Origin of the sequence: Catenovulum sediminis (assembly GCF_007289895.1) — a bacterium.
Lineage (GTDB): Bacteria > Pseudomonadota > Gammaproteobacteria > Enterobacterales > Alteromonadaceae > Catenovulum > Catenovulum sediminis.
On record NZ_CP041660.1, the window covers coordinates 1,987,256 to 2,001,627 of the forward strand.

General features: G+C 39.6%; 13 protein-coding genes. 1 reads left to right on the top strand and 12 read right to left on the bottom strand.

Annotated features, from left to right (window positions below; all coding sequences use genetic code 11):
- Window positions 1-100 precede the first annotated feature (100 nt).
- Window positions 101-1,069: a polysaccharide deacetylase family protein gene (locus tag FNT16_RS08045; protein WP_143871107.1), complete on the top strand. Its 969-nt coding sequence runs from the start codon at window positions 101-103 to the stop codon at window positions 1,067-1,069.
- Here FNT16_RS08045 and FNT16_RS08050 read toward each other — a convergent pair.
- From FNT16_RS08050 to asnB, 12 genes are all read right to left on the bottom strand, one after another.
- Window positions 1,059-2,522 (bottom strand): oligosaccharide flippase family protein, encoded by a 1,464-nt coding sequence (locus FNT16_RS08050; protein WP_143871108.1) that lies wholly within the window; start codon window positions 2,520-2,522, stop codon window positions 1,059-1,061. The two genes, FNT16_RS08045 and FNT16_RS08050, sit on opposite strands and share 11 nt — an antisense overlap.
- Before the next feature lie 28 nt (window positions 2,523-2,550).
- On the bottom strand, window positions 2,551-3,462 hold the full coding sequence (locus FNT16_RS08055; RefSeq protein WP_185976728.1) for a polysaccharide pyruvyl transferase family protein: 912 nt from the start codon (window positions 3,460-3,462) through the stop codon (window positions 2,551-2,553).
- A gap of 13 nt (window positions 3,463-3,475) precedes the next feature.
- Window positions 3,476-4,420 carry a hypothetical protein gene (locus tag FNT16_RS08060; protein WP_143871110.1) on the bottom strand — a complete coding sequence of 315 codons (945 nt, stop codon included), beginning with the start codon at window positions 4,418-4,420 and terminating at the stop codon, window positions 3,476-3,478.
- A 10-nt stretch (window positions 4,421-4,430) separates the two neighbouring features.
- The gene (locus tag FNT16_RS08065; RefSeq protein ID WP_143871111.1) at window positions 4,431-5,363 is read right to left on the bottom strand and encodes a glycosyltransferase family 2 protein; all 933 of its coding nucleotides are present in this window, start codon (window positions 5,361-5,363) and stop codon (window positions 4,431-4,433) included.
- Window positions 5,360-6,283, bottom strand: a complete 924-nt coding sequence (locus tag FNT16_RS08070) for a hypothetical protein (RefSeq protein WP_143871112.1) — start codon at window positions 6,281-6,283, stop codon at window positions 5,360-5,362. The genes FNT16_RS08065 and FNT16_RS08070 overlap by 4 nt, the downstream gene beginning before the upstream one ends.
- A gap of 36 nt (window positions 6,284-6,319) precedes the next feature.
- Window positions 6,320-7,681 (bottom strand): putative O-glycosylation ligase, exosortase A system-associated, encoded by a 1,362-nt coding sequence (locus tag FNT16_RS08075; protein ID WP_143871113.1) that lies wholly within the window; start codon window positions 7,679-7,681, stop codon window positions 6,320-6,322.
- Between the two features lie 105 nt (window positions 7,682-7,786).
- Complete coding sequence (locus FNT16_RS08080) at window positions 7,787-9,040, bottom strand: right-handed parallel beta-helix repeat-containing protein (protein ID WP_143871114.1); 1,254 nt, start codon at window positions 9,038-9,040, stop codon at window positions 7,787-7,789.
- The gene (locus FNT16_RS08085; protein WP_143871115.1) at window positions 9,024-10,070 is read right to left on the bottom strand and encodes a pectinesterase; all 1,047 of its coding nucleotides are present in this window, start codon (window positions 10,068-10,070) and stop codon (window positions 9,024-9,026) included. The genes FNT16_RS08080 and FNT16_RS08085 overlap by 17 nt, the downstream gene beginning before the upstream one ends.
- Window positions 10,071-10,074: 4 nt before the next feature.
- Entirely contained in the window at window positions 10,075-11,238 is a 1,164-nt protein-coding gene (locus FNT16_RS08090) for a glycosyltransferase family 4 protein (protein ID WP_143871116.1), read from the bottom strand.
- The gene (locus FNT16_RS08095; RefSeq protein WP_246072434.1) at window positions 11,238-12,470 is read right to left on the bottom strand and encodes a glycosyltransferase family 4 protein; all 1,233 of its coding nucleotides are present in this window, start codon (window positions 12,468-12,470) and stop codon (window positions 11,238-11,240) included. The genes FNT16_RS08090 and FNT16_RS08095 overlap by 1 nt, the downstream gene beginning before the upstream one ends.
- Window positions 12,467-12,922 carry an asparagine synthase-related protein gene (locus tag FNT16_RS20795; RefSeq protein ID WP_246072436.1) on the bottom strand — a complete coding sequence of 152 codons (456 nt, stop codon included), beginning with the start codon at window positions 12,920-12,922 and terminating at the stop codon, window positions 12,467-12,469. Before FNT16_RS20795 ends, FNT16_RS08095 begins: the two co-directional genes overlap by 4 nt.
- A gap of 2 nt (window positions 12,923-12,924) precedes the next feature.
- Window positions 12,925-14,355, bottom strand: a complete 1,431-nt coding sequence (gene asnB, locus FNT16_RS08100; protein ID WP_246072437.1) for an asparagine synthase (glutamine-hydrolyzing) — start codon at window positions 14,353-14,355, stop codon at window positions 12,925-12,927.
- Window positions 14,356-14,372 lie beyond the last annotated feature (17 nt).

Consider the following 14,372-nt stretch of genomic DNA (forward strand, 5'->3'; position numbering starts at 1 on the left):
TCGGTTATGCTATTATGATAACTTACTGAGCAGAGTATACTAAGCTGCAAGTTAAATAATCAATTTATTTGCTGATTCGAAAATACTAATGGACTGAGCTGTGCATTCTAAAATAATTAAAACTCAACTGGCTGTTGTGATTCATGCAGAAGAAGAATTTGATTGGACCAGAAACGAATTCCACAAAAAAAACACCCAGGTCTCTCATGTAAACGAATTTTCGGAGTTTTGTTTGCAATTATTATCGATGGGAGCTGCGTTAACGATTGCGGTAGATTATCCTTTTGTGGCGGATAAAAATGCACAAGCAGTGCTTTTAAGGCTGTTAAAGGATTACCCGAATAGAGTAGAAATTGCTTCTCAGGTTCATGCTTGGGTAACACCGCCCTTTTTTCATGATAATAAAGAATCAGAGTATCATAGTTATATTTGCAATCTGACAGCAGAGCAGGAATTTGCCAAAATCAAAAGTCTATCGGATTTTATTGAATTAAATTTAGGGGTAAAACCCACCACATATTTAGCTGGTCGTTATGGTATTGGTAAAAATACCTGTAACACTCTGAAAAAGTTGGGTTACAACACTGACATAAGTTTGAGTCCATTTGCTGATTTTACCCGTCAACAAGGCCCTGACTTTACTGAAACGACCAATCAGATATTCAGTCAAAATGGGATATTGCGATGGCCGCATACGAGTGGTGTTATTAGCCGCTCATTACTCGTGACCAAGTGGTTGAATAGACGTCCTCAATATATAAAAAAACTACTAGCGCATAACCCGTGCTTGCAGCTGACTCGTAAGTTATTAGGTTTGAAAATTTTAAGACTGTCACCAGAGGGAGTGCGTTTAAAAGACCTTAAAAAGTTGGCGCATGCACAAATAGAAAGTGGTTATCCCAATTTAATTTTTTCTTACCATTCGCCAAGTTTAAAACAAGGGTTAACACCCTATGTTCAAACAGCACAAGATCTGCAAAGTTTTAAGCAGGAAACGTTAGAGTTTTTAAAATGGTACCAAGATACTTATGATGCGCAGTTTATCTGTGTGCAAGACTTTACCGGCTAAAAACTGATTTGCGTTTTATTTTGTCAGCCGCTAATTGAAAAACGCTTAAATATAATCTGTTATTAAATATTCGTGCCACCGAATAAACCACCAGTAAGTAGGTGATGCCGTAAATACACATTTCTAAAATGGGGAATAAGGTCACTTTCTGCAAAACAACACCGATAACGGCTGAAAATGAGATCAGTGAAAGACTCATCATGGTTGGCTTTATTATTTGAGCAAGCGGAATTTGCCTGATGCGACTGAGATTAAATAAAAAGTATATTTGTTTGCCGACTATGGTGCTTATCGTCCCCAAAATAAAAATACGGGCGTCCATATATTGAATGGCAGGAATACTAAATAAAACTAAAAATGTCAGGGTAATAAAGGTTGCTCTGAAATTGACATTGGGTCTTCGAATACTGTCGAATATGGTCGGAAAGGTGGTGTTGAAACCGATCAGCAGCGCAGCGATTGAAAATAACCTGAAATATTCCGCCATTCCCAGCCAATTTTCGCCAAAAATCAGTGCAATAATAAAGTCTGGATAAAATATAAACGCAAAATAAAACGGCACTATCGTTAAATTTTTGAAGCAGAAAATTTGTTGAAGATTTTCGAGAATAATGTGATTTTTTTCAGCTTCGGTGTCCGTATTATTTAGTTTACCAGACAAATGCGATAAGTTTGATTTATCAATCGCTGCACTTATTTCCAGCGAAAACATAAAACATAAATCACGTCCTACACTAAAATAGCCTAAAACGGTTTTATCAAAAAACTTACCAATGAGAACTTGAGATAATTTCGCATTGCAATAATCAACCATTTCGAGTGCTAAATACCATTTCGAATATGCAAAATGTTTAACCGTCAAGGCTAACGGTAAACTGGTCAAAAAATAAGGTTTGCTGACAATATAACTGGATAACAAATTCATTGCGCTAAATGACATTAAACCGGCAACCAAAGCCCAATAACTTTGGTAGATATACGCAATGCTAATCGCACAGCTGACCTGTACAATTTTGCCTATTACCTGAGCGGCTAATTCCGGTTTAAAATCATTCTTTTTGGTTGCAATTTGATTATTAAAGTTAACCAATGAGTTAAGTAAAAAGATCCAGCAGATCACCTGCAGCGCGTCTTCTATGCGGGCATCATTAAACCAAGTGGAAACATAAGGCGCGGATAAAAATACCAAGACGGACGATATGAAACCAACAAGAATGCGCTGAAGCAATAACGAATCGGTAAAGGTTTTGCTATTGTCTTTTGATGATATTAGATTTTGGGTCGTCCCCACTTTTGTAAAGCGATAACCCAAATCTTGTACCAGCATACATGTGGCAATAATGCCGTAGTCTTCGGGCATTAAAATTCGGGCAACTATTATGGTGCTAATTAGCCCTAAAAAACGATTTAAGAAGCGAGCCGCACCAATAATAATGGTATTTTTAACCAGCATGTATAAACTCTATTTTAAATGGATAAGACTACTCAGGCGTCTGAAATTTAACTTTGGGGTACTTACCTTTTATGGAGTGCTCGTATACAGCACGACATTTAAAATATGAGTTGTCATAAAACTCTACGTTTTTACCCAATAGTGCAGCGACAATGGCAACGTGTAATCGGTTGGTTCGAACATTGTCAAATCTGGCAATGCTAGAGGCCATTAAATGGGTCGCGCATGATGCGATTAACGGGTGGTTAACATCCAGTTGAAATAACGCACTGATGTCATAGTTAACTGCGGGGATTTCTATATTCGTTTTTTCTTCGTCTAAACGAAAAGCGTTTAATGTTTTGGTTTCTGCTGCTGTTTTTCGAACATGGCGTGTTACACGATGCTCGTTGAAAGCTTTAGCAATGTACCTAAATTTAATTGAACTTGCTTTTTTTCCATTGAGTCTCTGGACGATATAAGTTGTTAGTAAGTTTACTTTAGTGCGCAGCGAAATGGGCTTTGCATATTGCGTTATGTTTAATGTAAAAGCCATATCTTCTAATAGCACTACATGGCTATTTTTAAACTGACTGATATATTCAAAGGACATGAGTTCGCGACAGCAAAATGTGATCTTATCCCCATATTTAGTGATGATAGCGTCAATATTTTTAACGGTATGAGGTAATAAAACAACTTTTTTTGCCTTCTGCGCACATTCAGCAAGTATTTTCGAGAAATATGAGGTTTCACCGGAAATCGCCCCGCCGCCACCTAGAACCACGATTGAATTCTCTATCCGTGTGTCATCTGGTTGTATGACTTCGTAAGTCAGGTTAAGTTTGTCAAACGTATTATAACTGGCACAAGCAATAACCGAATCACCCGCGTTGCCTGGGTTTGGGATATAGTAGAATGGGCTTTTTAATTCTTGTTTTAAAAATTGCTCTATATTCACAGGTTTGCTGTCCTTATTTATGTTGTTGCGCTTGTGTTTGGTTAAGGAGTTTATCGGCTAGTTCGAACTCGTCTAATTGGATTGAGTTATCTTGATAGCCGAATTTAAAGGGATGAATTACGGTATGTCCGCGTTGTGCTATTTTTAACGGATTGGCTCTAAAAGCATCGTCATACTTGTTATACATGCCGCCAACAGCAAACAGACCTTGGTCCATAGTATCGTCTAATAATGTGTAGCCTAGTGCCCCGACATATAGACCCATAATTGCATCCTCACCAAACTCGGGAGTAAACAAAAACGGGTTTGCATCGAGCAAGCCTTTGCGGTAAAAATCGGCGACAAACTGTTGCGTTAAACAATAACAGCCGCCAATAGCATATTCATGTGGAGCAGGGTTTTTTTTAACTAAATTAGCATAAGTTTGATAGGCTTGTAGTCTGGCGCTTAGATTTTTGGAAAATTGACCATTGGCAGCTTTACCCAGTATAAATTTCTTATAACCACGCCAGCCTAGTGTTTTATGGTAAAAATTTTGCCAACCTTTATTCACTAACCGATTGCCAACACTGTCGGTATAAACTTGACCAATTTGCCCAGCTTTGGGTCTGCTATTAAAGAGCGCTTTGGCGCGTTGGTAAAATCCCTCTTGTACAATTAAAGCATCGGCATCAATTTTTACAAATAGGGTATTGTCATCTGTTTTGGGGTGATCAATATAAGCGCACATGGCGTGCATTTGATTTAGCCAGATAGCGCCCCAATGACCGCCAGATTTGTATTTTGCATCTAGGTATTCAATATCGTCTCCGACAGGCAAAGCACTCGGGTTTTTAACACCATCTAATACGACGGATATAAGATAGTCTGTACAGTATTTACGGATGCTTTTTATGGTGTAATGCACGCGTTGTGCATCAGCGTCACCCAGTGGTAAAACAAAAATAAGTTTGTACACTACGATTGTCCTATTTTGGTGCTATGGGGTACAACAAGCTTTTACCCAGCTCGCGCCAAAATATCGTTTGACTATGAAAATCAGTTTTTTGGGCCAAGGCGAGCTTGACAGAATCCCGGTAAGGTAGAGCTTTTCTCGCGCCGCTTAGCATCCAACTACAAAACCTGTCGTGCGCTAATTTTAACAATTGTGCTTTCTCGTGCGTTATCGTATTGTCTGCTATACCTTCGGCTAAAACGCGTTTACTGGCATTTTTGCGGGCGGTGCCACTTAGCAAACCTGATTTAGGTGAGCGTTGCAATGAGCCTTCTAATTGCCTTTCCCTGTATAACGGCAGGGGAACTTTAAAATAATTTTTATCCGCATAGGCAAATTTTAAAAATGGGTAAAAATCTTGTCCGGATTTGTCACTGGTAAACTCTGCTATATCGCTAAACAGATTGGCCTTTAACACAGCTGTGACAGGCTGAAATGGGAAGTTTCGAGTGCAGAGTATTGAGAAAATATTTTGAATATGTTCAAACTTTATCGAAGGTTTAATGGGGGGCGTATAATTTTCGGATTCCGCATAATAAATCATGTCGGTAACCACGATATCTGCTTCAGGGTGGCTGGCAAAAGCTTGCATTTGTAAAGTAAGTTTGTCACTTAACCAAACATCATCCGCATCGATAAACGCAATATACTTGGCGCCTTGTTTAATGGCTGCATTTATCGCTTTATTTCTGCTTAAGCCCAAACCACAATTGTCATGTTTTAATGTGCTAATTCGACTATCAAGTGTTGCATATTTGTCAATAATTAGCTGACTATTATCCGGACTACCATCATTGACTATCCACAGTTTAAAATCTTGGTAACTTTGCGCAAGTACTGAGTCGATTGCTTCTGCTAAAGTATCTTCAGCATTGTATACGCATAGTATGATATCAACAGTGGTCATAAATTTTTTCCTACCACGGATAGGTTTTGCAGTGCGACTTTTTTATACGTTCCTTTTTTATATCGGTGAGTGCCAATAAAGTGAATAAATGCTGCATTGCTATCTGGCCGATAGGCTTCTGGGAACATAAAGTTTTGGTATTTCGGCCAAGGGAGTATTTGTGGCTGCGTTGACATGGAAATAATAACATTGGAAGAAACTTGCTCGCTACCCCATTCATTCCATTTATCGATACCAATTTTACTGATCATTTCATCTGAAAAAGCTTTGAGTTTATCTAGGCTTTGCGCGCCTTTTGGAAATCCAGCAAACGCAGAACATCCGCGGCAATACAAGACACCCTGCATGCTTTGCATATCCGCAAAACTGGATTCGGATAAGGTTTGTACATGTTGATTATTGCGACCTTTAGCGATGACAGCCAGATATTTTGTATCTACTGGCGTTGGAAATTCAGGTCCACCTATGGTAAATGCGGTTTGATTTTCAATTGCACTTTTAATTTCCGGGATTGGGCCTAAGGTCAGTGTATCTGAATCGATTTGAATCACATAACTGTCTTTAGAGCGATTAATAATATGTACCAGCCTTTCCCAAGTTCCACCGGTTGGGCAACCGTGTGTGTCTATCTCTTTAATGTTTAAAATGTTAACGCCGACTAGGTGTGTTTTTAGTATTTTAATGTCATCATCTGTCAGACTGCCATCGTTAATAATGTCAACTTTTGCATTCCCAATGAAATGTAAAAAGGACTTTACTGCGGCTAAATACATGGCAACAGATTGCGTGTTAAGCATTGAGACAATGGTTAATTCTGATGTCTGGTCAAGCTGCAAGGATGGAGAGTTAAAGTACTTCTTGACGGATTGATCAAAACGATATTTGCCAATCATACGTTTTATTTTTTCTAGCGCGTACATTTATAATTTCGCCTCATTTTTTATTTTTCAGGCAGGTTAAGTGGATTGCCTGTGTCCCTGCTTGGAATCATCATGTGTTTGAGTCGCTAATGTGCTATTTTGATTATATGGAACTAATTTAGACAATGCTACCGTGATACCACAGATAATAAATATTATCTCAAAATAAGCTGCGCTGAGTGCCGCACCGCTTATACCAAAAACTACAACTGACATTCTAAGCCTGTTTGCATAGCCTAGATACCAATTTGGCATATCCAATCTTTTGGATAAAGATCTGAGTTTCAAAAAGCAGGCCAGCATCATAGATAAGTATAAAATGATTCCTAAAAATCCATGATCTCCAATTACCTGAAAATAGATGCTATGTGCAACCAATACAGGGCCAGGTTTAGGGGTTTCGATGAAGTCTAAGCTATCAAAACTCAACTTTAAATTTTCCCATACAGGCGGCCATATGATGGCGTCAAAGCCAGCGCCAAAAAGTGGTCGCTCCATTGCCATTAATACCGACATTTTCCACGAGACAACGCGGTACATAAAGGAACTATCTGCATCTGCTGTTTTGACCGTATTCATCCGCTGTGCCCATTCGTCCCCCGTGACTAAACTAATGGCAATAGTAGCAACTAATACCAGTAAGATGGACATAAATTTGCGCTTGCTGGTTTTAATATAGTAATAGCCCAGTACGATTAAGCCGATAAAACCACCTCTTGAGTGCGTACCTACAACGCCTAATACATTGGCGAGCAACATGCCTTGTAAACCCAGTTTAATTTTAAAGTTATTTTTGTATTCATCAATTAGAATTAAAATGAATGGGATACTTAACAACAAACCTAATGCCGTTAAGTTGTTATCGATAAATGTGGTGGATATCGGGCGCGTTTTGTATCCGCCTGCGGTAATGGCTACTTTTAATCCCTCTAGCATGCCTTTATAACTGACAGACAGCACAGCCGCCCATGCAAGCGTGATGAAGTGTAGTTTCTTTTTACAAATCATAATAATAAAAGCAAAAAGTAGCATGATTTTCATCAGGTTAGACCATTCTTGCCATACATATTGACTGCCCCCGACGGTCATAACCGTGGTTAATGTAGTATGCGCAAAAAAAACAAGGACTAATGCATAGAGTGCTTTGGCTTGATAACTTTGCCAAATTGGATTATCAGGGGGTGTGGCTTGTCTATTTTTACTGCTGTGTAAAAAGAAACCAATGATCGAAATAGCGGCAAACAACAAATTCCAGCGGATACTGGCAGCAAATCCATAAGCCCATAAATTAGGTTGTACCATCGACGACCAAAACCATAATGCTATGCCGATAAAGGGACGCTTCAACGCGACATAAATTAAAAAGGGTAGAGCGGCTAGCAACAATAAATCACGCATCTTTGTTGTTCTCTTGGTTATTTTCTTCTAACTCGTCGATTTTTATCGCTTTAAAACAAAAGACGATCACAATGATTATGTTTGCTAAAAAAAACAAAGACTCCATTACATTTCCTCAATAAAACGATTGATCAGATTGTTGATAGATGTGTCCTGATAATCTAATTTGCTGTTATTTATCTGGGTTTGTTGACTCGATGCATAGATACCCCCTTGATAGAAATTGTTGACAATTTCTATCTTGTCGCTGCTATCGTTTATTTGTATGCCAAAAGATGAAAGCAGTAAATTGTTTTTTATTTGAATTGAGTGACTATTGTTAATGTAAATTGCATGCTCTTGTCCGCAATTCATGATTAAATTATGCTCTATTAAACCATTAGAGTGTTCGAAGCGGCAGTCGTTTTGGCAAACTGACTTTCCAGTTCCTCCACCACCAAACGATAAGCCTAGTCGCTTTTCTGCAAAAGTTGTTGGCGGCACTTTCCAGCTACAGATAACAATATTGTCTGAAAAAGCGCCATATTGGCCACCGCCTTTTAAAAATGCTGCGTAGCTAGTTTGATTCCCTTGGCTTTTGGCAAAATCGGCGATGAAATTATGTCTGACTTGCCAATTGTTCCCCCCAACGATATCGACAGGTGTGACTGGGTTTGGGGTCTTGCGTACCCACTGGTTTATCAGCATATTGTGAGCTATTTTTCCTTGATTCGGAAAGGCACCCGATAAGCCGTTGACTTTAATATGAGCATTGAAATTGACAAATTTATTGTTGACTAGGTGACTATTATCAGCCGCGCCAACAATATGTACTGCATGTTCGCACTGACTGTCTATCTGGCACTGCCCCTCGATAACCAAGTTATTCAGTCTCCAACCAGAACCGGTGACTAATATAGCTTCAATGAGTGAGCTGTTTAGTTTCACGTCGCCAAGTCGCTCGGCCATAATGGTTGTTGGTGTGTTGTGATGTTTAGTCAGTCTGAGTTTGTTGCGACTTAATTGATATTCGCCTTTAGCAATTTTGATTATGTCTGAGTCATTAGCTTGCTCTATTGCCGTTCGCAATTGTTCCATGTCATTGACATGAATAATTTTGCCTAAAGAAGCTAAGGGAGGTTGAGAATGTGGGGAAGTAACAGCATTCTCTGAAAATGTGTACTGAGGAATATAATTTAACAGGAATTGATAACTATCTGTTTGAGTCATCTGGCTTTTTTCAAAAAAAGCATGGACAGATTGGTGGCCGGCAAACAGTGTCCAGTAGCGAACCAATAGATAATCTACTTCATTTAGCTTTGCTAACCAAACCATCGCGATAAGAAGGATAAGAAGGCAACAACTAAAGAGCTTCTTCATTTGCACCTGTTAATAAATCGATTAACTGTGTAAGTTGGCTTACTTGAGGTAGCGTCTCGTTTTTTAATCTGGCATGATTTCTATCGGTGAAATGGGTGTTGTTGTCGCGGTATCGTTCAATATCGACGATTTTTCCAATAAGAACATTATTTTGGATGGTTATTTTTCCAGCAAACTTATATTTTCCACTGCTAAACAATAGGTTACCACGTTCCCGTTCTAAAATGATGATGTTGTTTTGTATCAGCACTGCATGCTTGCGTTTATTTTTGTATTCTTCTTTTAATTCAAGTGCATAGCCGATAGCATTACGGTTAGCCGTCGCATTACCTTGTTGCAGTATACAGTTTTCTAAGATAAATATGCCACCATTTGGGACATCTATCAAACGACTGTCTCTACTGTTTTTAGAAGCGATTAAGCTATTGGTGATATGTGTGTTTTTGGCTCTTGATTTTATTTCATGACCTTCGTCTTTGCTGGCAATAAACTCACTATCTGATATCAGCAAGGTATCGCCCTGTGCATAGATGGCATGCGCACGGCCACTTTTTCCTAAGTTTTCAAAACGACTAAATTGAACAGTTAAACTGCCTGTATTCGGGTTTTGCAGTATGCCTTGTTCAGCATCATGAAAATAAACGCCAAAAACGGTTAGGTTTTTACCTTCCTGTCGAATGCAAGCACCGTTTTGTGAAGGAACTTCAACTAGACTGCACTCTAGGTTTTCGATGCGCGTATCATTGCCGGATACAACAAATGTACCTTTGCCTTTAATGACAGCGCCTTGAAAGTGTGTACCTGAGCTGCCGCTAATGGTTACATTATTAGCTTTAATGTGTAACCCTTCGGTATAGGTGCCGGGGCCTATGTAGACTTGGCTATAATTTTTAATGGCTTTTTCGACTGCTTGCATCGAAGAGTAGCTTCTTCCATCAACGACGATATGATTGCTGGCAATCTCCGAGGCATATACCTGCATGACTGCCAAGATGAATATCAATTTAATCGCACAGAGCAGTCTCATCATTAAATCACCTATTTAATAATTGTTTAAAAAGGGTCGCAATTTTTTCGCCGTTCGCTTCCCAAGTTAGGTTTTTCTCTTCTATTGTAGAATGTGCATTTTTGCCCAGTTGTTTGCGTAATTCAGCGTCTAATAATAATTCAGTCAGTTTTTCACTGAAACTGTTTTTATTTTCAACATCAAACAACAGCGCATTTTTTTCGTCTTCTAACAGCTCTCTGATATTGGCCGTATCGGGCGCAATGATGGCCTTGCCAAGTGCTAAGTATTCCAGCATTTTTAGTGGCGACGCGTAAGGCACTACATCGGGCTGCAACGCGATTTCGATATGTGATAACCAATTTGGCATTTCTTTGCGTTGGACAATGCCAGATACAAAAATCTGATTTTCTAGGGCAAGCGCTTTGGCTTGTGCTTTTAGTGCAGGTACTGCAGGGCCATCCCCTATGATTAAAAAGAATAAATTTTTATCATCCAGTTTTTTAATGATATCTAAAATGCGCTCTAAACCATGCCATTCGCGGACAAAACCAACAAATCCGATAACGACTTTGTTTTCTATGTTAGGCAGTTGTTGTGGCTTTTGGATCTCGTTATAAAAATGCTTTTTATTGATACCATTTGCAATGACTTCAATTTTGCTTTCTGCCACGCCCACTTCTCTTAAGTAGTTAGCCAATACATTGGTGACTGGCAGTGTTTTATCCGCATTTCGCCAGCAGTATTTTTGCGACCATTTAGCTAACCAGTCTAAGCTAATACCATTGTATTTTTTGCGTTCTTGGTACAGTGGTGCGTTGACTTCCAATAATATAGGTTTACCAAATAGTTTACTGGCCCAAATACCGGCAGGTAAAAATAAATTATATCGCTCGTAGATAACATCGGGCTTGTATTTAATAATTGCAATTGACAGCTTAATAAATGCATAAAATGCGTAAGCAAATTCCATCAATTCATAAACAAACCGCGGGAGTTTTGCTTTTAGTGTATCGACCCAACCACCATCGCTACCAAAATCACTGTTTTCTGCAACTTTTGGGGCTACTATATGTATTTGATGTCCTTGTTCTGTGAGTGCATTAATTATTTCTTCAACATGTACATATTGACCATCTTTTGAGGCAATTCGGTGATGATATAGAATATTTAGGGGCTCGTTGTTGTTCATTATGATTCACTTTTGGATTGTTTAATTGCACTAAATATTTGATACTGCCTATTAGATGTCTCTAGCCATGAAAACTGTTCAGCGTATGCTCGGGTGTCCGCACGTGTATAGCTTTTTTGTAAAACTTTCTCTATACCCTGCGCGATACTTTTTGCCTCTCTGTCAACTAGTACACCCGCTTCTTCAGCGGCAACAACTTCCGGCGTTCCCCAAATGTTAGCGGCAACAACAGGTGTCCCACAGGCCATCGCTTCAAGTAAAACGTTCGCCCAGCCTTCACGGCTAGATGCTAATACTAAAGCATCTGCTGCGCGATAATAATCGGCTAAGGCAGATTGTGGAAGAGCACCTAAAAACGTGACTTTGTCTTTTAGATTTAGTTTATCCACTTGTTTTTCTAGCGCTTTTTTGTCTGGACCGTCTCCGGCGATCATAAGGTGGCAATTCTCCAACGATCTCATTGCTTCAATGACCAGATAATGACCTTTTCGTTCAATCAACCAGCCGACTGACAATAATAGCTTTTTGTCACCAATTAGTTGCTGTTTTAGTTGTTGTTCTAGTTGCTGTTTTAGTTGCTGTTTTAGTTGTGCTTGTTGCATCTCTGTTGATGGTTTAAATAACTTTAAATCAACACCGTTACGTAGCACTGTGGTCTTTTCTTCCGCTGCACCTAACCTTTGCATTTCATCTTTTAGAGCGCTGCAAACAGCCATTAAATGAGCGGCTTGACCAAATACTTGCTGAATTAGCGCTCTGGGCTTTTCCATTTTGGGTATCAGGTTTATATCCGTTCCCCGTGCAGTACAGGTAAAAGGAATATTAAGCTCGCTTGCCGCTTTGGCGATAGCCACGCCATCAGGATAAAAATAATGTCCGTCAATTAGGTCAATCTGGAAACCAGACTGAATAATCGCTTGCAGTTGTTTTTTGATTCCCCTGGCCATTAATTTAGGGGTTAGCAGCATACCAATTTTGGGTATCACTAAGTACTTTGGGTGATAAATGTGAATGCCGTGTCGAACTTCGTGTGGCGGTACATTTGCGTACTTAGCATATTCACCAAATATTTTATGTTTAAATGGAAACCACGGTACAGGGGCGATAACAATCGCATTTACATCTGAATGTGTTTTTAATAGATTACGTAGCCGCGTTTCAACAAAAACACCATGTTTAAAATCACCCGCATTGGGGTAAAGACTGGATATAGTGACTATATTCAGGCTCATGCGTGTAATTCCCGCTGCAAAAATAAACCTAGCATCATAATTGTCCATAGTGCCGCGCCATGATCGCTGCGTTTACTCTGATGTTCGCTATTCATCTTTAATAAATTTTTATGTTCGAAAATGCCTGATAAGCGCATCGCATCGCTTTGTAACACCGATTCTAGTTTTTCTTTGAGTGGACCTCTAAGCCATGCTGATAGTGGAATGCTAAACCCCATTTTTTCGCGATACAAATTGTCGTGTGGTAGGTGCGGTTCTAGCGCTGATTTTAGACTGGCTTTGCCTTGATTGTTTTTTAAGTTTGTTGCGCTGGGCAGACGAAAAGCCCATTCAACAAAAGTATGGTCTAACATGGGCACTCGTACCTCTAGCGCATGAGCCATACTTGCGCGATCAACTTTGGTTAGAATGTCACCCGGCATCCAAGTTTTAAAATCAATATATTGTGCCATTTTCAATGGATCAGCAAACTCTTTGCCATTGACAACTTCGTCAAATACGGCACGTGAGTCGTATCCATGCAGCTTTTGTTTAAACTGTATAATTTAGCTCTTTGGTCTGCACGTATTTTACTCATACTATTTAAATAAGCGTGTGCAGAAGACATGGCTAATGATTGAAATGTTGTTTTGGCACGCAAAAATCTCGGGGCCCAGTCTGCTTTAGGATATATTTTCCCAAGTGTTCCGAAAATAGGGCGACGCAGTGCAAGTGGAATTTTTTGTCTGGCTAACTCTTCATTTAGATGCAATTTATAGCGTCTGTAGCCGGCAAAAATTTCATCACCGCCGTCACCTGATAAGCTCACTGTGACGTGTTTACGAGCCATTTCACAGACACGGTAAGTCGGTAATGCTGAGCTGTCAGCATAGGGTTCGTCATACACTTGAATTAATTTATCAATTAACTCAAAGTCTTCATGGTCAATAATTTCGACATGATGATTTGTTTTATAGCGGTCAGCGACCTTTTGCGCAAAGTCAGTTTCGTTAAACTCTGGGACATCAAAACCAATTGCGCAGGTATTCACCGCACTGTTTTGCAATTGAGACATCATGGCCACAATTGCACTGGAATCCACGCCACCCGATAAAAACGCCCCTAAAGGAACTTCAGACACCAAGCGCATGTCAACCGCCTGTTTTAACTTACCTATCAGTTGTTGTTCCGCTTGTTCGGCTGCAGGGTAGACTGGCGCATGCCAAGGTAAATCCCAATACTGTTCACTTTTCACTTCGGCCGGTAACTGTTGTTGAATATGTAAGTAGTGGCCAGCTTCTAACTTATGGATATTTTTATAGATACACTTTGGATCAGGTACATACCCTAATGTTAAATAGTCTTCTATTGCACGTGGGTCAATTTCTGTTGGGCATTGTGGGTGTTGTTTTAGAACTTTAAGTTCAGAACCAAAGATAAGGTGGTTGTTAACCAGAGCGTAGTGTAGTGGTTTTTCACCAAATCGATCGCGCGCTATGAATAGCTCTTTTTTGTGGTTGTCCCAGATTGCAAAGGCAAACATGCCATTTAGGTGCTGTACACAATCAACGCCCCATTCTTCCCATGCATGGACAATTGTTTCAGTGTCACTGTGTGTCGAAAATATATGACCTTTAGATTTTAGTTGCTCGGCAACTTCCTGAAAGTTATAGATTTCGCCGTTAAATACGACAACAACCTGACCGTCTTCATTAAAGATGGGTTGGTGACCGCCAGCTAAATCGATAATAGATAACCTGCGGTGCGCTAAACCGACGCCGTTTTGATTGTAGTAACCTTGATCATTCGGCCCTCTGTGTTGTTGCGCATTATTCATTTTTTCCAGCAGAAGCTGGTCAATCTGTTGTTCTGAATTAAAGGAAAATATTCCGGCGATTCCACACATTTAATGCATCTCTTTGT

Bases quoted from the DNA above. Each gene is read 5' to 3' on its own strand.
- FNT16_RS08075 (WP_143871113.1), bottom strand. From the start codon at position 7,681: ATGCGTGATTTATTGTTGCTAGCCGCTCTACCCTTTTTAATTTATGTC.
- FNT16_RS08070 (WP_143871112.1), bottom strand. From the start codon at position 6,283: ATGTACGCGCTAGAAAAAATAAAACGTATGATTGGCAAATATCGTTTT.
- FNT16_RS08050 (WP_143871108.1), bottom strand. From the start codon at position 2,522: ATGCTGGTTAAAAATACCATTATTATTGGTGCGGCTCGCTTCTTAAAT.
- FNT16_RS08085 (WP_143871115.1), bottom strand. From the start codon at position 10,070: ATGATGAGACTGCTCTGTGCGATTAAATTGATATTCATCTTGGCAGTC.
- FNT16_RS20795 (WP_246072436.1), bottom strand. From the start codon at position 12,922: ATGGCACAATATATTGATTTTAAAACTTGGATGCCGGGTGACATTCTA.
- asnB (WP_246072437.1), bottom strand. From the start codon at position 14,355: ATGTGTGGAATCGCCGGAATATTTTCCTTTAATTCAGAACAACAGATT.
- FNT16_RS08065 (WP_143871111.1), bottom strand. From the start codon at position 5,363: ATGACCACTGTTGATATCATACTATGCGTATACAATGCTGAAGATACT.
- FNT16_RS08080 (WP_143871114.1), bottom strand. From the start codon at position 9,040: ATGAAGAAGCTCTTTAGTTGTTGCCTTCTTATCCTTCTTATCGCGATG.
- FNT16_RS08090 (WP_143871116.1), bottom strand. From the start codon at position 11,238: ATGAACAACAACGAGCCCCTAAATATTCTATATCATCACCGAATTGCC.
- FNT16_RS08095 (WP_246072434.1), bottom strand. From the start codon at position 12,470: ATGAGCCTGAATATAGTCACTATATCCAGTCTTTACCCCAATGCGGGT.